The sequence below is a fragment of the Halomonas sp. CSM-2 genome, assembly GCF_002119345.1.
Classification (GTDB): domain Bacteria; phylum Pseudomonadota; class Gammaproteobacteria; order Pseudomonadales; family Halomonadaceae; genus Vreelandella; species Vreelandella janggokensis.
On record NZ_NBYR01000016.1, the window covers coordinates 1 to 17,842 of the forward strand.

Here is a 17,842-nt window from a genome sequence, read left to right on the forward strand (position 1 = left end):
CTTACTAGGCGTGGTCAGTCGCTTCTCCCACTCTTGCCCCGCTTAGAGAAGCACACTGTCAATTAGACCGCTGAATCCTACAATAATCAATACGAGCCAAAGCGGAATTTTCCATGCTGACGATCTCGACCTTGTCGTGATCGGTCATGGTAGCGTTTGATCACCGCCTCCGGCGCCTCGTCCAGGCTGGTCCACCAGCCTTCCAACTCATAGTCCGGTTCGAGCAGCAACTGGCCATCGCCATCGGCGGTGCGCTCTACCAGGCGCATCACGCGTTGGACGACGTATTCGGTCTTGTTGTCGTCGTGGATCGAGACGGTCTGCGTCCACAGCGCCTGGCGCTTGCCAGGACGCAGCTCTTCCCAGTAGTCCGCCGCCACCGCCAGCCAGGTATCTCGATCAGCCGTGGCCGAGCCACGCGGGTTCCATTTGACGACATAGTCGAGCCGGCGCCCCTCGTCGGCAAAGACCTGGCGTTGCTGTTCGAGAAGCGCCAGGTGCGCCTGGCTGTCGAAGCCGCTGTCCTCGCGTAACAGGATCGGTTGCTTGGTCARGCATTGGGCGCGAGGCAGTACCCGCTCCAGGAAGGCGTTGCTCTCCTTCATGGTGTGCTGCTTGCCAGGCCGCAGTTCCAGACCCAGGCACCACCCTTCGTTGCCCAGATAGGCGGCGATCGGGGTGTAGCCATCGACCTTCTGGTAGGTCCGCGAGACGCCTTCCTTCTTCGAGTTGCTGTTGTCCATGACGAAGGTGTCGATGTCCAGGCAGACGTGCGTCGTCTCGGCGGTGATCGGTGCTTCGATCAGTGACAGCAGGGTCGTGGACCAGGTGGCGGTGCGCGCCTGCAGGTCGTTGGCGGCAAGTTTTTCCAGCCGCTGTCGCAGCGTCGCCGCGCTCGGCACCTTCTGCAGGGTCAGCAGTTGTTGGAAGGGCTTGTCGCGGCGGAAGTTCTCGACAGCGTCATAGTCGCTCATGCCCAGACACAGCAGGCCCAGGTAGCTCTTGATCACGTCACTGGTGCGCATGCCCAGCGTGGTGGGGAAGCGGCTGTCGATGCTGTCGACGCCAGCGATCTCGAAGCATTGCCCGATGATGGACAGCCCGGCGTGGCTGGTGAGGGTGCGGCAACTGGCGCGGAACTTTATGTTGGGCATGGCACTGTCTGGGTGAATGGCGATAATGGCTATATTGCCATGCAGGTCAGTGGGTTAGAAGTGCTTCCGGGGGCCGGTCTCACGGATTCAGGTCAATTGAAAGATTGCCGAGATCAGTGGTTAATTTTCTGGCACCTAATGATGGCATCTTCGGAAGTTTCGGTAATTTATCCAGCTGCCAGAATGGGGGAGAAGAAGCGTTTACAAGTAGGCCATCAAGATGTGTTAAAAATCACAATTAAGGCATTGCCGCCAAGGGTCAAAACGTCAAAAAATCGGACATTTAAAACCACGTTCTATCACCTCTTTGATAGTGGCGAAGGATAGTGGCGAAGGATAGTGGTCGATATTAATCGGGATAAAGTGATAGGTAGTGTCGAGTGATAAAGGTCCTCACTGTTGTCGATGACGCTACCCATGAAGCCGTGGCTATCGTGCCAGAACGTGCCATTGGAGGGCTGTTTTTAACACGTACTCTGGATCACCTGACTTTATAACGTGGCCTACCTAGCGCCATTCGTACGAATAATGGAAAGGAATTCTGTGGGCGCGCCATGCTGTCATGGTCTGGTAATCCCCATTTTTATAGGGCTTCAAAAGTAGAGGTCATACCCCAGCAGCCAGTTTTTTGTGCGGGGTCACGCCTCGAGCGCCATGTTAGGTTGTTCGTGATTATAGGTTCATAGTCATCGCGTTGCATATTCCTTCATTTTCCCGATGGAGCTGATCATGTATTGAGCCAGTCAGTCATAACGCGTGGTGAGGTTGTAGTGCTCGATATAAGCGTTCTGTTGCAGCGAGCATTCGCCGCCGCTTTGTATGCCACTTCACGGTGAAGAGAGGGCTTTACAGCTTTCCCTTCAGGGCTTCCTTACGCAGCTCGGATTTGAGGCGTTCTTCGGCATACATTTTCTTCAGCCGCCGGTTTTCATCCCTGAGCTCTTTCATTCGTTTGATCATGTAGGTATTCATGGCGCCGAATTTGGCTCGCCGCTTGTAAAAGCTAGCACTGTTCATGCCGTGTTCACGGCAGAGCTCAGGCACCGGGACACCACTTTCGGCTGGCTTCAGGGTTGCCATGGTCTGGCCATCAGAAAAACGTGATTTTTTCATGCAGGATCTCCCTGCGCTTAGCTCACGAAAAATTCTACTTTTGAGCACCCTGGTTGTCGGGGGATTACCGATGCCTATGCTCCTGGTTTCAAGCTAATCTGACTGACCTCTTCGATTTTCTAGTGTTTTCTGCTCAGCGCTATCTTTCGAGAATTTCTCGATGCCCTTTGTGCCTTGTGACGAGAGCTAGGGTAGAGGTGGGTTTTCTGAATGGTTGACCAATTTAGTGATAAGGAAGATTCCCGGGTATGTGAGGGTGATGCAGGGAGAAAACTTGCAGTTCTTGATTTAAAAGATGCGTCTAGCTGTTTCTATAATAGAGGGTAGAAAATAAAATATTGTTTTAAAGATATTTTTGTCATAAATTGAAGGCTTATGCAGTTTTTTACTAGCTGAAAGCTTAGTATTTATGTTTTCTAAATTTTATATAATTAAAATAAAAAATAGACGATGGTCTTATTTCGTGCGAGGGCAACTACCTCTACCTTCAAATGGTCAACCAATTGGAGGTGGCTTTAATGAGTCAAACAGCTGCGGCATCGCTGGCCGGTGAAGTCGAAGAGCTTCGTCAGCGGGCCTACAAGATTCGTCGACATGCGTTGCGTATGGGCGAAGTGCAAGGGCAGGGGTACGTTGGTCAGGCTTTGGGAGTTGCCGATGTGCTTGCAGTCTCTTATTTCCGTGCTCTGAAACTGGACCCCAAGAACCCTGAGTGGGAAGACCGAGATCGTTTCCTGCTGTCGATCGGACATTACGCCATTGCGCTGTATGCAGCCCTGATTGAGGCCGGCGTTATCGCCGAAGAGGAAATAGAAGATTACGGCAGCGATGACAGCATCCTGCCGATGTCAGGCATGGCTGACTACACGCCGGGTATGGAAATCACCGGTGGCTCTTTAGGGCACGGTCTGGGCATTGGGGTAGGCATGGCCCTTGGCCTCAAACGCAAGGAAAGTGCTTCGCGGATCTTTAACCTGCTTTCGGACGGTGAGCTGAATGAAGGCTCAACCTGGGAAGCCGTTGCTTCTGCAGCCCATTGGAAGTTGGATAACTTGATTGCGATTGTCGACGTCAACGACCAGCAAGCTGATGATAAGTCTTCTACCGTTCTGAACTACGAGCCCATCGCTGATAAATGGACCGCTTTTGGGTGGGAAGCCTATCGCGCCGATGGGAATGACCTTGAGGCGCTTGTCGAGGCTTTCGACAGCGCTTTGGCAAGCAACTCCGACAAGCCCCGAGTGATTATTTGCGACACCCTAATGGGCCGCGGCGTACCTTTCCTCGAAGAGCGTGATAAGAACCACTTCATTCGCGTTGATGAGGATGAGTGGAGTGTGGCGCTCAAGCAGCTCGATGAAGTCTACGGTGTCCAGTAAGGAGTAAATGAGATGAGCGCCAAGAAAAAGTTAAAAACGTCGGCCATGATTGCCTCTATCGCGGGTGAAGGTCAGCCGGTAACAGCGGCTCCTTTTGGTCACGCACTGGTAGAAGCTGCCGAGAAAAATCCCAAGATTGTGGGCATGACGGCGGATCTCGGTAAATACACAGATCTACATATATTTGCCCAGGCCTATCCTGATCGCTATTACCAGATGGGCATGGCCGAGCAGCTGCTGATGATGGCAGGCGCTGGTATGGCTCGTGAGGGGTTCATCCCTTTCGTGACCACCTACAGCGTCTTTGCTTCACGTAGGGCCTATGACTTCATCTGCCTGGCGATCGCTGAAGAGAAACTGAACGTCAAAATCATCGGTGGGCTTCCAGGGCTGACAACGGGTTATGGACCAAGCCATCAGGCTACAGAAGATGTCGCCATTTTCCGTGGTATGCCGAACCTGACCATCATTGACCCTTGCGATGCGGTAGACATTGAGCAGTCGGTGCATGCAATGGCTGAATTTGATGGCCCTGTCTACTTGCGGCTATTGCGTGGCAAGGTTCCGCGTGTCTTGGACCGTTTTGCTGACTATCGCTTCGAGATTGGCAAGGCCAAGCGGCTGATGAACGGCAAGGACGCCTTGATTATTTCTTCGGGACTCATGACGACGCGGGCGATTGAAGCCGCCGATGAGCTTAAAGAAAAGGGTATTGAAGTGGCTGTCATGCATTGCGCCACGATCAAGCCGCTGGATACGAAAGCCATTTTGGAAGAGGTGCGCTCCAATACCGACCGTCCTGTGTTCGTGGCGGAAAACCATTCGGTTGTTGGCGGCTTAGGCGAAAGCATTGCCTCCCTACTGATGAAAGAAGGGGTAGCAGTCAAGTTCCGCCAAATCGGCCTTCCGGATGAATTCTTGGATGCGGGTGCTCTACCCACCCTTCACGATCGCTACGGTATCTCTACCAGAGAGGTGGTGAAAACGGTAGAGAAAAATGTCTCCATAGAGGAGGAAGTGAAGCCAACCATATAAAACGTTATCTGCATCCACTCAAACTATCTGTACATACAACAATTATCTGAACAGAGAGAAACGTCATGAAAAAAACAGTTCTTGCAACTGCGGTCGCCAGCGCCTTTTTATTCAGCGGGATCGCCGCCGCTCAGCAAACACTCCAGCTTGCCCATAATGCAGCGGAGGGTAACCCAAAGTGGGACGCTTCCGAACTCTTCGCAGAGTTGGTTGAAGAGGCCACTGATGGTGAGTTGATCGTCGATGTGGGCGGCAATGCTCAGTATGGCGACGACATGGAAGCCTTATCCCAGATGCGTCTGGGTACCTTGGCTTTAAGCACCAACTCTCAAGGAGCCACCTCCTCTGTGGTGCCCCAGTTTTCTGTACTCGGCCTTCCCTTTCTCTTCGACTCGCTTCCCACGGCCTGGAAAGTGATGGATGGCGAGGTTGGCGACGCGCTGAAAGAACTTGCAGAAGAACAGGGCTTGGTTCTCCTTGCAATGTGGGATAACGGCATTCGCCACGTCAGCAACAACGTTCATCCTATTGAGACGCCAGAAGACCTTGATGGCCTCAAGATTCGTACGCCCCCGGACGAAATGACCGTCGATATATTCGAGGCACTAGGCGCTAACCCAACGCCGATGAACTTCTCCGAACTGTATATCGCACTCCAGCAAGGGGTAGTGGATGGACAGGAAAATCCGCTGATGAATATCTATTCATCCAAGCTCTATGAGGTGCAGGACTACATCTCGATGACTGGTCACAAGTACGAGTCAACGCCACTTCTGATGAGCAAGATGATCTGGGACTCGCTGTCAGCGGATCATCAGGAAGCTATCCAGGAAGCAGCGCTGGAAGCTGGCGAGTTCAACCGTCAAGCATCGCTTCAGGCTGATGAAACGCTGAAAAGCGAGATGATTGAGGCTGGTGTCGAGTTCAATGAAGTCGAAAAGCAGCCTTTCATCGACGCTACAGCATCAGTTTATGACGATTGGCGTGAACAGTATCCAGAGCTAGTGGATATGGTCGTTAAAGCAGCTCAAAGCGACGCTCAGTGAGCGGGAGGACGCTGTGACAAAGCTCTCTGATGAGAGCCATGTCAGTGGAGTGGCCAAGGCCACTTCACTGTTACTGGGCTCCAAGTCGGCGGTCTATAAGCTATCCAAGTGGGTCGCCATCCTATCCATCATGGCCATGTTCCTGTCCTTGATGACGGGCGTAATTGTTCGCTATGTACTATCCACTAACCTGGGCTGGGTTTCCGAAGTACCCAATCTGTTCTTTCCTTGGCTGACCATGAGCGCCATCGTCGCCGCAGCGGCCAAGAACGAGCACATCGGTATCAACTTGATCGTCGATAATCTTCCATCGGCCGCTCGGCATCTAGTGACTTTCGCCACTAATGCCCTAGCCGTGACTGCCTTTGGTGTCATGGCCTATTACGGCCTTGATGTCATCGAGATCGCTGGTGGTCAACGGCTGCCAATCACCAAGGTTCCCATGTCCTGGGCCTACTGGTCGGTAGTGATCGGATTCATCGCACTGGCAATCGTTTCCTTGATCAACATCGCTCTGTTGCTGACGGGTCACGATGAACACGACGCATCTCAGGTTCCTCAAGGGGAGGAAGTGCTATGACCGTCCACATGTTACTGGGCTTTATTATCTTCATGCTTCTGGCCATGCCAGTAGGGTTCTCCCTGGTCATTAGTGGCTGGGCGGCACTCTCGGTATTCGGGTCTATGCCATCGAGCATGGCGGTAATGAAGATTTTTCAGCCGACTCAGAGCTTTCCGCTGCTCGCTATTCCCTTTTTCATCCTGTCGGGCAGTTTGATGATGTCCGGCAAGCTGGGCCAGAAACTCGTCGGGCTCGCATCCATGCTGGTAGGCAAATACCATGGCGGCCTTGGCCAGGTGACCGTCGTGGGTTCCACCGTTTTTGGCGGGGTTTCCGGCTCCTCCGTGGCCGAGGCATCGGCGTTAGGTTCCATGTTGATCCCGTGGCAAAAGAGAGAGGGCTATCCGGGGGCTTTCGGTGCGGCGGTCACCGCCTCGTCTTCCGTCATCGCCGGTCTAATGCCACCTTCTATTCCACTCATTCTTTTTGCGGTGGTATCCAACACATCAATCGCCTCGCTATTCATCGCCGCCGTGATACCCGCCTTGCTGCTGGCCAGTGGCATGATGATCGCCTGCTATGTCATTGGCAAACGTCGCGGCTTTCCAAGGCTCAAGGACAAGCACACGCGCGACGAGGTGAGGTCGACACTCATAAGTGCGCTACCCGCACTGCTGATGCCGGTTTTTATTGTTGTGCTGCTGCGTGCTGGTATTGCCACGCCGACTGAGGTCAGCATCATTGCCGTTGCCTACGCTCTGTTGGTTAGTGTCCTGATTTACCGTGACTTGAGTGGTACAAGAGTGATGGCGGCTCTGACTAATACCGTAATAACGACCGGCGTCGTAATGTTGATCATCGCCGCAGCTAACATCATCGGCTATATCCTGACATCAGGTGGCGTACCCCAGACCGTTGCCAATTGGGCGTTAGAATATCTCCAACATCCGCTGTTGATCATTCTCGCCATCAACCTCTTGTTGTTGATGATCGGCATGTTTCTGGATCTGCCTGCAGCTATTCTGCTGCTGGGCCCGACCCTGGTGCCCATCGCCAATGCTATCGATCTGGACCTGGTACAGCTCGGGATCATGATGTGTGTCAACTTGAGCATCGGCTTATTTACGCCTCCCATCGGCACCACCCTTTTCGTTGCCTCAGCTATCGCTAAGGAAAAAATTGGCTCGGTCGTCAAGGAGCTATTGCCTTTCTATCTTGTGGCGCTGGTAGTACTGGTGCTCGTTTCCTTCGTGCCTGCGCTAATCGTCTACTGAAGAGGTTTTTATGAAGAAGTTAATTGTTGCTGGGCTCGGCTCCATGGGCTGGCCTATGGCGAGCAACCTGCTCGGCGCAGGCTTCGACATTACGCCTTACGATGTCGATACCAAGAAGGTGGAACAGTTCGAGCGTCTCGGTGGTACTGGGGGAGAGTTGAGCACCCATCTTGCTGAAGCCGATGGGTTGCTCATCATGGTCGTCAATGCTGAGCAAGTCCGCAGTCTGTTGTTTGATAAGGGGATGGCGGAGAAACTCAAGCAGGGTGCTTGCATTGTGCAAATGTCCACTGTTTCGCCTGGAGACTCGGCTCAGATCAGCCGTGAAGTCAGGGCTATCCGGGAAGATCTATATTACGTAGATGCCCCGGTGTCCGGCGGTGTTGTCGGGGCTGAACAGGGCTCCTTAACCATCATGTGTGCCGGAAATCCCGATGCCTTGGCAGCCTGCCGTAGCGTCTTTGAGGTACTCGGTAGTTCCATTTTTCAGGCGGGGTACAGCGCTGGCCAAGGCTCAGCCTTCAAGGCAGTCAACCAACTTCTATGTGGTGTCCATATCGCTGCGGCAGCAGAGGCCTTGGCTCTGGCAGAGAAAAATGGCCTGGACCTGGAGGTTATGGTCGAAATGCTTGGTGGTTCCGCAGCATCCAGCTGGATGCTGAAGGACCGGGGTCCGCGGATGATTTTACCGCCGGACGATATCACAAGCATGGTTGACATATTCTGCAAGGATCTCGGTATCGTCTGCGACGCAGCCAAGCAATCTCGCTCCTACACACCGTTGGCGTCTGCTGCCTATCAGCTATTTGTAGCTTCCTCAGAACGGGGTGAGGGAAAGCTTGACGACAGCCAGGTGATTCGTACCTACCGGCTGTTGAATGGCAAGGGTTAAGCGGAGGCAGCTATGAGCAACGACGCAAAAAACAGCTATGTATCTGTCAGCACGGCAGCTTATGACGGCTATGAGTTTGGTACGATCCTCTCTTCTATGGCGCGTTGCGGCGTGCAAAATATTGAATTTGCATTCATTGATGGCTACGTAGAGGCCTTTACAGATAGTGACTTTACTGAAGCTTTTGCAAACGAGCTAAAAAGCGAAATGCATCGGCATGGACAGCAATGCCGCTACTTCTCTGGGCACATCGACTTAGGCTTGGAGAATGCGGCTGAAAGGCTTAAAGCACGCTGTCGTTTTGCCGCCTCACTGGGTGCCTCCTATGTCATCACCAACGCTGCCACGCGCGATCGTGCTGGCACTTTCTTTCGGCAGTCGGGCACACTGGCTGCCATCGCTCGTGAGCATGGCATTCGTATTCTGCTTGAAAACCCTGGAAACGGGGTTCCCAACCTATTTGACCACGCGGGCGACGCACAAGGGCTACTTGCACGTCTTGATGACCATACCTTCGGTATCAACTACGACATCGGCAACCTGCTGGCCCACTGCCCGAAACGAGAACCGCTTAGGGATGCACGTCAGGCAATGGCACTAGCCGATCACTTGCACATCAAGCCATGCACACGACGGAATGGTGGGATCGACTTCGTTACATTCGGTGAAGGGGACGTTGATGACTCCACATGGGCGTCTGAGCTTCTTCGCCAGGGTAAACCGTTCTCGCTGGAGCTTCCGTTCCGCCTTCATCGAGACCGTAATGCCCAGCCATGGCGAGATGAACAACCACTGCCACTCGATGTGATCGAGTCGCACATTTCCCGCTCCCTTGAGGAGCTTGCTTTCGTTACTGAAAATCCATAAAGGACTAAGTCATGCTGCTTAAAGATAAAGTATGTATCGTCACTGGCGCTGCAGGTGAGAAAGGCATCGGCCTCAGAACCGCTAGGCTGTTTTACGAGCAAGGTGCGTCAATTGTAATTTCCGATATTAATGAGCAAGCCTGCGAAAAAGTGCGCAGTGAATTTGATGCAGACCGCTCTCTGGTGGTTACCGGCAACGTGGCCAATCGCGAAGATTGTTTCAATCTGGCAAAAGCGGTAATCGACAAATTCGGCCGTATCGATGTGCTCGTCAATAACGCGGGTATCACTCAGCCGGTGAAATTTGAAGAGATCTCCCCCGAAGATTACGACCGCATTCTGGATGTAAATCTCCGCGGCATGATGTATATGTCACAAGCCGTGGTACCGCACATGAAGCAAAGCGGCGTCGGCTCTATCATCAATACATCCTCGGTTTCCGCACAGCGTGGCGGTGGTATTTTTGGCGGCCCCCATTATAGTGCCGCTAAGGCTGGCATGCTGGGGCTTGGCAAAGCGATGGCACGCGAACTTGGAGCAAATGGTATTCGCGTTAATGCTGTTACACCAGGACTGATCGCCACCGACATTACCGCCGGCAAGCTCGACGACCAGATGAAGGCTAAGATTCTGGAAGGGATCCCCTTAAACCGCCTGGGGGCGCCCGATGACGTTGCCAATGCCTTCCTCTTCTTGGCAAGCGACCTCTCCAGTTACATCACCGGGGCTACCTTGGATGTTAACGGCGGTATGCACATTCACTGACTATGATACGCTGCCCCTGTATGCACGACACGCTATAGGGGCGGCACTTGGATGACGATATGAGCCAGATTGATCCGAACCTGTTGGATAGGCTTAAGGAGTTTGTTTCTGTCTCCGAACTGTCTAAGGATGGCCGGTTGAAACTGCCGCCAGAAAGGGCTCTTTGTGAGCATTTTGACATGCACCGCTCTTCGGTTAGAAATGTCCTTTCCCTATTGCATAGCCTTGGGTTCATCGAGCGCAAGCAGGGTAGTGGCACCTTTCTTAAAATGCCTGAGCCGGTTTTTATACAGCTCTATTTTGAACTGGCGCTTAAGCTCAACTACATATCTGTCGATCATCTTGAAACCGCTAGGGAGATGTTCGAAAAAGAGATTGTCCAGGCTGCTGCAGTCAACCATCAACCACATGAACTTAAGAAGCTGGAGGCTCTCTGCGATAAAATTGTGACGTCTACCGATGTGCTTGAGGGTATTCAGGCAGATTACGACTTCCACGAGCTACTTGCCGTTATGGCCAAAAACCCAGCGGTGCTGATTATCTTCCAGGGTCTTTCCTCGGTGCTCAAAAAAGTGCTACACCAGCGCAGAATCTTAGCGAGGCAGTCCCGCGAAGCACAGAAGAAAACCAACGAAACCCATATTGCGATTGTCGACGCTGTTAAAACGCGTGATCGGGAGCTGGCTCGTCAATCGATGCATGATCACTTCGAGACATGGAATCAACAGACAATGCGGACTTTTCCAGTGCCAGAAGAAACGAATTTGCTTGTGGATTAGGTTCTTTTATTATCTGGAATTTGGGGTGAAGCGGCACTTATTTGAGAAGATGAGGCCCAATCAGAATATTCGATTGGGCCTTTACCAAATAACCCGCTAGTTAATTCTTCAAGCAATAAGCTTTCTTGCATAGCTCCTGTCGCTAACAGCTTCATTCGGCCAAGAGCGGTCTTTTAGGTGTCACTGATGTAGCGCTTTAACGCCGTGCCCACCGTTAAATTGCGAGCGTAGCGAGTAATTTATCCGCGTGCAGCACTTTGTTAAGCAATGTTCCCGGGTTTTACTCCGGAATTTAGTCTTCTTCATCCGAGGATGGATCGCTAACATCAATGTCCCATTCTCCGACGCTCACACTACCGACATAACGATATGGGTCATACTGGTCTTGGTTAAAGTTCGTCCGAAAGCCATTTTTATTTAGAGTCGTGATGGATCGATTATTGGGTTCACCCGATGGATCTCTGACATAGCCGCTGACTACCTCTACTGCACGATCTACCTTATTTTGATCTTCTGGTGAGAGGTAGTCGTACACGAGCGGTGAATTCAACGGATCTCCTTCATTATCCGCATCAGGGCGCTCAATATCCTCTACTGCCTTTAATGCTTGCCGAACTTCCTGAATTGATACTGGCTCAAACATAATTGACTCCTACGTGATAATCACTTTTAGGGTTGTACTGTGAAGGCTTAACAGCTTATTAGACGGCGCGTTCTATGATGGAATGAACGTGCTGGCACTTTTTTCCGGTAAATGCAGCCTGCCAGGTTCTCCCAAGCCTATGATCCTTTGGGATATTAATTTCCATTAGGACGCATCGCCAAAATTCGCGCTCCTGCGGCATTTTCCCGAATGTTTGCTCAGGGTCGTTATCAGCCACTGTATTCCCAAGCCTCTGTACCGAATGACCTTCGCCAAGCGTCTGCCGCTTCAACTGACTTGAGTCCAGCCTAGCACAGGCTGGTTAAGTTGGCTGAGAGTCGAGGGGCGAGCTATCAACGCTTATTCCGTCGGGTAGGGGAGCCGTCTTGGATAAGAAAGTCTTCAACGAGGGCGCTATGTACACAGACAACACATGCAGCCGTTGCTGCAGCTATTGCATTGGCTTAGGTATAAAGCGCCAGATAGCGGTTTTTGGAAGGTAGCAGATGCTGGCGACACAGGTCAGCTAAACGTTCGCGGTCTTCGTCACGAATCGCCTCAATCATCAATTCGTGCTCGCGGCGGGCTTGAGCGAGGGCGTCGCGGTCAGTGATCGCAATGAAACGGATGCCATGGGCTTTCTGGGCGAACTCGTTGATGGTGGCGTAGAGGTAGGTGTTGCCGCAGGCCCGGAAAAGCGTGCGATGAAAAGCGATGTTCATATGAAACACCTGACGCAGGTCGTGGGCATACACGGCCTCGCTATGCTGCTGATGAACCGCTTCCAGTTCAGCAAGCCATTCCGGCGGAGCTGGCAAGGGCAGCTTGTTGACGGCGGCCAGCTCGAGAATCTCGCGCATGGCGTAGATCTCTTCGACTTCATCCGGTGGATAGCTCCTGACGAAGGCGCCCCGGTTTTTGATGCGCTCCGTCAGGCCGATGCTATCGAGTTGGAATAGCGCCTGACGGACGACGTGCCGCTTGCAATTGAAGCGTTCCATCATGGTTTCCTCGACCAGCCGCTCGCGGGGGTGCAGGCGGCCGAGCACAATATCCTCTTCTACCGCGGCCACGATGTCACTGACACCATGGGCAGGTTGCGAGGCTTGGGTTTCGGCACCGCGTGTTGACGGCTGGGCGGTTCGGCTCATGATCGGTTTCTCAGCCTCCATGGCAGGGCATATGGTTAAGAAGTGTACCAAACTCGCCTTCACGCTTCATGCTGCCTCGGAATCCTGCAGGTGGGCGCCGGTCGACAGGCGCGGAAGTCGCAGCCTTCCTCGGCTTGCAGGATCTGCTCCATAAACAGGCGACGATAGCCCAACAGCGGCGCTTCGCTCGTCTCGGTTTTGAACGCCTGTCGGCGTGCATCAATCTCCTTTTCATCCACTTCCAGACTTAGCCGATTGTTGCTGACATCCAGCGATATGACGTCACCATCGCGCACCAGTCCTAGTGGGCCGCCCTCGGCAGATTCCGGGGAAACGTGGAGCACCACGGTACCTGCCGCCGTGCCGCTCATGCGCCCATCGGATATACGCACCATATCTTTGACGCCCTGGGCGGCCAGTTTCTTGGGAATCGGGATGTAGCCAGCTTCGGGCATGCCCGGTGCGCCCTTGGGCCCGATATTCTGCAGTATCAGCACGTCGTCGGCGTTAACATCCAGGTCGGGATCGTCAATGCGGTTGGCCAGGTCCTCAAGCCCGGTGAACACCACGGCGCGGCCACGATGGGTCATCAACTCGGCGGAGGCAGCCGACTGCTTGATGATGGCGCCGGCGGGGGCCAGATTGCCGCGCAACACCGCGATGCCCCCCTGGGCATAGATAGGGCTTTGCTTGGGGCGCACGATCTTCTGGTCGATAAGGTGCACGGCGGCATCGATGTTTTCACCCAGGGTGTGGCCGTTGATGGTCATGGCATTCAGGTGCAATAGCGGTTTTAGCTCGCGCAGCAGTGTGGGCAGGCCGCCGGCGCGGTGCAGGTCCTCCATGTAGCCCTCACCTGAGGGCTTGAGGTCCACCAGTACCGGGGTTTCCTGGCTCATGCGGTCGAAGGCTTCAAGGTCGATGTCGATGCCTAGCCGCCCGGCGATGGCGGTCAGGTGAATCAAGGCGTTGGTCGAGCCGCCTAACGCGAGCAGAACCCGCAGGGCGTTCTCGAATGCCTCAGGGGTCAGAATTTGATCGGGGGTAACACCAGCCCGAGCGAGCGCTACGGCCTGGGCACCGGATTGCTCGGCGATGCGTTGCCGGTCGGCATACACCGCCGGTGCAGTAGCGCTGTTGGGCAGCATGATACCCAGTGTCTCAGCCAGGCAAGCCATGGTGCTGGCGGTACCCATTACCGAGCAGGTGCCTACGGTGGGGACCAGCTTGTCGTTGACCTCGTTGATCTCCGCCTCGTCGATGTCCTTGCCGCGATAGGCCGCCCAGTAACGGCGGCAGTCGGTGCAGGCGCCAACGCGCGTCCCGCGATGTGAGCCGGAGAGCATGGGACCCGTGACGACCTGAACTGTGGGAACACCGGCGCTTGAAGCAGCCATCAACTGAGCGGGAACGGTCTTGTCGCAGCCGCCGATCAGTACCACGGCATCCATCGGCTGAGCGCGAATCATCTCTTCAGTATCCAACGCCATGAGGTTGCGCAGGTACATGCTGGTGGGGTTGGCGAAGGACTCATGGAGGGTGATGGTAGGAAAATCGACCGGCAAGCCGCCCGCGAGCATCACTCCGCGTTTTACGCTCTCGACTAACCCCGGCACGTTGCCGTGACAGGCGTTGTAGCCGCTATAGGTATTGGCAATGCCAATGACCGGGCGTGAAAGCGCGTCATCCGTGTAGCCCATTCCCTTGATAAAGGCCTTGCGCAGGAACAGCGAAAAGTCGGCATCGCCGTAGTTGGTTAGGCGATTGGACATGCCCAGAGTAGGGCCGTCGGCGCCAGATTGCTGATGGTCACTGCCTTGGCGGTTGTTTCGGAAGTCCTGGCTCATCGCGGTTTCCTCTATGTTGTTCGCGGCTTGTCGGAGGTCCGTTGATTACGGTTCTTGAACGCAAGGCTAGGCGGTAAAAATCGGCTTGGCAAGATTATTAATAATATTATTGACAATATTGTTGATAGGCAACTACGTTTGATCTTGCAAGCACGCCTTGCACGACAATGTGCGATACAACGACAAACAGCACGTGAGGTAACAACGATGCAAATCCGTAGCGCTTACGCCGCAACCCTACTGTCCGCCCTGATGTTTTCAGGGGCCGCCCAAGCCGATTATTCAGCCGCTGATGAGATCAAGGTGCTGCAAGGTTTCAAGGCCGGTGGGGGCAGTGATGCCCTGGCTCAGTTGACCCAACCGTTCTTGCGGGAGTCGCTGGGTGTGGAATTTATTAACGAGTACTTGCCTGGGGCCACAGGCGCGATTGCCTGGACCCGTCTAGCCCACCAGTCGCCGAATGATGGCAGCGTTATCAGCATCACCAATACGCCGATGTTGATGACCAACTACATCATGAATGACGCCATCAATTATTCGATCGAGGAACTGACGCCAATCGCCAACGTGGTCACCGACCCAGGCATCATCGTGGTGCCAGAGGATAGCCCCTATGAAACCGTGGAAGAGTTCCTCGCTGCCGCTGAGGAAAGACCCGGTGAGATTACGGTGGGCAACTCGGGCGTTGGGGGGGATGACTTCTTCTCGACCATCATGATCGAGAAGGCGACCGGCCTGTCCTTCCAGAAGGTACCTTTCCAGGGCGATGGTCCATCGGCCACGGCGGCGCTGGGCGGCAAGATCGATGCCAGCTTCAACAACCTGGGTAACGTCTATGGCCACATCGAGTCGGGCAGCCTGCGGCCGCTAGCGGTATTTGCCGAAGAGCGTCTGGATATCCTGCCTGATGTGCCCACCATGGTAGAGATGGATATCGACGTCGTGGCAGGTTCCTCACGCGGTTACAGCGCGCCAGCGGGCATTCCGGACGAGGCTCGCGATGAGCTGATCGCTGCCTTTGAGGCGCTGGGAGAGAACGAGGAGTTCCAGAAGACTGCCCAGGAGCGTGCCATGAACCTCGACATCCAGACTGGTGACGATTACGGCCAGATGATGCAGGACATGGAAGGCCAGTTCGTAGAAATCTGGGCAGATGTCAAAGATGAGGTCAACCAGTAAGGCAACGGCGCCAAAGGCGCAATACGGCGATCGACAAGGGGGTGTGAGATGAACATAAGTCGTCTGGTGTTGGGGGTGTTTGCCATTGGCTTAGCAGCGACGTTCTATGTCACTGCGCTTGGCTACCCCGATAAGGCGGCGAACATGCCTCTTATCTACTCGGTCGTCGTGGCCTTGTTAGGCGCGGCGATGGTGGGGCAAGAGATCATCAGTACCCTGCGTCGCCGCAAGGTGTCGGTCGAGGGGGCGGCCACCGCTTCCGATGCTGACCCAGAGGAGACAGCCGTTAGCGAGCAGGAGCACCAACGCAAGCCATGGAAGGCCATGCTGATCTTCCTGCTGGCCGCCGTCTACCTCTATAGCATTTCGATACTGGGGTACCTGGGCGCCACGGTGGGCTTCATGGTCGTGGCCCTGTCGATCATCGGACATCTCTCATGGCGTTTCGCCGCAATCGGTATCGTGTTGCTGGTCACGCTGGTGTGTACGGTTTTCATCGGCTTTTTGGGTCTGCCTGTGCCGCTGCTGCCGCCATTGCTGTCCTCATAACGACATTGTGCGCACTTCTTATCCTCAGCTCGCCTTTATCGGCCCAGCCTGTCAGCGAGTTGGGGGTGGGTGCCTGACGCAGGCTTCTGGAGTCTAGTCATATGGATAACCTTGTTCTGGTGGGCCTGACCAACGTCATCTCGTTCACCAATATTGCCCTGATTCTGGGTGGCACGCTGCTGGGGCTATTTGTGGGGGCCATGCCAGGGCTCTCTGCCACGATGGCGCTGGCTTTGTTGCTGCCGCTCACCTTCGGTATGGACCCGGCCTCGGGGCTCAGTATGCTGGCGTCGCTCTACGTGGGGGCCTCATACGGTGGTTCGATCGCCGCCATTTTGTTGCGGACACCCGGTACGCCGTCGGCGGCGGCGACAGTGCTTGATGGCTACCCACTATCGCAACAGGGGCAAGCCGGCAAGGCGTTGGGGGTCTCGATCTTCGCGTCTTTCATCGGTGGTCTGATGAGCGGTATTGCACTGCTCACAGCAGCGCCTCTACTCGGTGTGCTAGTACTCAAGTTCGGCCCGATTGAGCTTTTCGCCATTGCCGTACTGGGCATTACCATCATCGGCTCGCTGGCCCAGGGCTCGGTCATCAGTGGTCTGCTTTCCGGGGCCCTGGGGCTGCTGGTGAGTACTGTCGGCATGGACCTGATCACCGGTACGCCACGCATGACCTACGGCATCATTAATCTTTTCTCGGGCATTGAGTTCACGGTGGCGCTGATCGGACTGTTCTCGATCCCCCAGGCGCTGATCCTGATCGAGAATGCGCATGGTAAACAAAAGGTGGCGAGCAAGATCACCGACCGGTTGATTCCGCCACTGGCCGAGCTTCGCCGTTTGCTCCCCAATATTTTCCGCTCCGGCGGCATTGGCATCATTACCGGCCTGATTCCGGGAACCGGCGGTGATACGGCGAGCTGGTTCGCCTATAACGAGGCGAAACGTTTTGCCAAGGACAAGAGCCGCTTCGGCAAGGGTGACATCGCCGGGGTGGCCGCTCCTGAAGCCGCCAACAATGCGGTGGTCGGCGGTGCCCTGATTCCCACGATTGCCCTGGGCATTCCTGGCAGTTCCTCCACTGCGATTCTATTGGGGGCCCTCATGGTGCAGGGCATCCTGCCCGGCCCCAATCTGCTCACAGATTATGGCGATGTTACCTACACCCTGATCTGGGCGGTCATTTTCGCCAACATTGGCTTACTGCTGGTGGGTCTTTTGTTTACCCGCCTGTGCGTGAGTGTGACGCGGATCCCTGACAGCTTTGTGGCCTGCTCGATTATAACGCTGTGTGTGATCGGTGCCTTTGCGATTAACAACAGCCTGTTCGAGGTAGGGATGATGCTCGGTTTTGGGCTGTTCGGTTACTGGATGAACAAGGCGGGCGTGTCGCCAGCGCCGATGGTGATCGGGCTGATTCTTGGGCCGGTCATGGAAACCAGTTTCCAGCAGTCAATGCTGATCGGTCAGGGCAATCTGGGCATCTTTTTGACCAGCCCTATCGCCGTTGTGTTGCTGTGCATTGCCGCTTTCTCAGTACTGCAGGCGACCCCGTTTTTCCGCTGGCTACGGGGAACGCTGAGAAGCCGTACTCAGCCGGAATGAC

At 54.5% G+C, this 17,842-nt stretch carries 16 protein-coding genes and 3 pseudogenes; 14 read left to right on the forward strand and 5 right to left on the reverse strand.

Annotated features, from left to right (window positions below; all coding sequences use genetic code 11):
* Positions 1-149: 149 nt before the first annotated feature.
* Positions 150-1,154: pseudogene (locus tag B7L15_RS14390) on the reverse strand (IS1380 family transposase); the annotation flags it as partial.
* A 12-nt stretch (positions 1,155-1,166) separates the two neighbouring features.
* Here B7L15_RS14390 and B7L15_RS19380 point away from each other — a divergent pair.
* Together B7L15_RS19380 and B7L15_RS14395 are read left to right on the forward strand one after the other, a co-directional pair.
* On the forward strand, positions 1,167-1,481 hold the full coding sequence (locus B7L15_RS19380) for a hypothetical protein (RefSeq protein ID WP_139839382.1): 315 nt from the start codon (positions 1,167-1,169) through the stop codon (positions 1,479-1,481).
* Between the two features lie 50 nt (positions 1,482-1,531).
* Positions 1,532-1,723 (forward strand): annotated as a pseudogene (locus B7L15_RS14395) (IS3 family transposase); the annotation flags it as partial.
* Positions 1,724-1,956: 233 nt separating this feature from the next.
* On the opposite strand, the pseudogene B7L15_RS14400 reads toward B7L15_RS14395, so the two are convergent.
* Positions 1,957-2,267, reverse strand: a pseudogene (locus B7L15_RS14400) (transposase); the annotation flags it as partial.
* Between the two features lie 518 nt (positions 2,268-2,785).
* Here B7L15_RS14400 and B7L15_RS14405 point away from each other — a divergent pair.
* The 9 genes from B7L15_RS14405 to B7L15_RS14445 all read left to right on the forward strand — a co-directional run bounded on the left by B7L15_RS14405 (position 2,786) and on the right by B7L15_RS14445 (position 10,865).
* Entirely contained in the window at positions 2,786-3,646 is an 861-nt protein-coding gene (locus B7L15_RS14405; protein ID WP_217808039.1) for a transketolase, read from the forward strand.
* A gap of 12 nt (positions 3,647-3,658) precedes the next feature.
* Positions 3,659-4,681: a transketolase family protein gene (locus B7L15_RS14410; protein WP_085919641.1), complete on the forward strand. Its 1,023-nt coding sequence runs from the start codon at positions 3,659-3,661 to the stop codon at positions 4,679-4,681.
* Positions 4,682-4,746: 65 nt separating this feature from the next.
* Positions 4,747-5,727, forward strand: a complete 981-nt coding sequence (locus tag B7L15_RS14415) for a TRAP transporter substrate-binding protein (RefSeq protein ID WP_085919642.1) — start codon at positions 4,747-4,749, stop codon at positions 5,725-5,727.
* A gap of 13 nt (positions 5,728-5,740) precedes the next feature.
* The gene (locus B7L15_RS14420; RefSeq protein ID WP_085919643.1) at positions 5,741-6,307 is read left to right on the forward strand and encodes a TRAP transporter small permease; all 567 of its coding nucleotides are present in this window, start codon (positions 5,741-5,743) and stop codon (positions 6,305-6,307) included.
* Entirely contained in the window at positions 6,304-7,563 is a 1,260-nt protein-coding gene (locus tag B7L15_RS14425) for a TRAP transporter large permease (protein WP_085919644.1), read from the forward strand. Before B7L15_RS14420 ends, B7L15_RS14425 begins: the two co-directional genes overlap by 4 nt.
* Positions 7,564-7,573: 10 nt before the next feature.
* Positions 7,574-8,455: an NAD(P)-dependent oxidoreductase gene (locus tag B7L15_RS14430; RefSeq protein ID WP_085919645.1), complete on the forward strand. Its 882-nt coding sequence runs from the start codon at positions 7,574-7,576 to the stop codon at positions 8,453-8,455.
* A 12-nt stretch (positions 8,456-8,467) separates the two neighbouring features.
* Entirely contained in the window at positions 8,468-9,322 is an 855-nt protein-coding gene (locus B7L15_RS14435) for a sugar phosphate isomerase/epimerase family protein (protein ID WP_085919646.1), read from the forward strand.
* A gap of 11 nt (positions 9,323-9,333) precedes the next feature.
* A complete protein-coding gene (locus B7L15_RS14440) occupies positions 9,334-10,086 on the forward strand; it encodes an SDR family NAD(P)-dependent oxidoreductase (RefSeq protein WP_085919647.1) in 753 nt (250 codons plus the stop codon).
* A 59-nt stretch (positions 10,087-10,145) separates the two neighbouring features.
* Entirely contained in the window at positions 10,146-10,865 is a 720-nt protein-coding gene (locus tag B7L15_RS14445) for a FadR/GntR family transcriptional regulator (protein ID WP_085919648.1), read from the forward strand.
* A 292-nt stretch (positions 10,866-11,157) separates the two neighbouring features.
* Here B7L15_RS14445 and B7L15_RS14450 read toward each other — a convergent pair whose 3' ends face one another.
* The 3 genes from B7L15_RS14450 to B7L15_RS14460 form a co-directional block, all read right to left on the reverse strand.
* Positions 11,158-11,508 (reverse strand): hypothetical protein, encoded by a 351-nt coding sequence (locus B7L15_RS14450; protein WP_085919649.1) that lies wholly within the window; start codon positions 11,506-11,508, stop codon positions 11,158-11,160.
* 464 nt (positions 11,509-11,972) lie between these two features.
* A complete protein-coding gene (locus tag B7L15_RS14455; protein ID WP_085919708.1) occupies positions 11,973-12,659 on the reverse strand; it encodes a GntR family transcriptional regulator in 687 nt (228 codons plus the stop codon).
* 59 nt (positions 12,660-12,718) lie between these two features.
* Entirely contained in the window at positions 12,719-14,506 is a 1,788-nt protein-coding gene (locus tag B7L15_RS14460; RefSeq protein ID WP_085919650.1) for an IlvD/Edd family dehydratase, read from the reverse strand.
* A 207-nt stretch (positions 14,507-14,713) separates the two neighbouring features.
* Here B7L15_RS14460 and B7L15_RS14465 point away from each other — a divergent pair, with 207 nt between their 5' ends.
* The 3 genes from B7L15_RS14465 (at position 14,714) to B7L15_RS14475 (ending at position 17,841) form a co-directional block, all read left to right on the forward strand.
* Positions 14,714-15,685, forward strand: coding sequence for a Bug family tripartite tricarboxylate transporter substrate binding protein (locus B7L15_RS14465; protein WP_085919651.1), 972 nt, complete (start codon positions 14,714-14,716; stop codon positions 15,683-15,685).
* A gap of 48 nt (positions 15,686-15,733) precedes the next feature.
* On the forward strand, positions 15,734-16,234 hold the full coding sequence (locus B7L15_RS14470; protein ID WP_085919652.1) for a tripartite tricarboxylate transporter TctB family protein: 501 nt from the start codon (positions 15,734-15,736) through the stop codon (positions 16,232-16,234).
* A gap of 101 nt (positions 16,235-16,335) precedes the next feature.
* A complete protein-coding gene (locus tag B7L15_RS14475; RefSeq protein ID WP_066320954.1) occupies positions 16,336-17,841 on the forward strand; it encodes a tripartite tricarboxylate transporter permease in 1,506 nt (501 codons plus the stop codon).
* The last annotated feature ends 1 nt before the right edge of the window (position 17,842 follow it).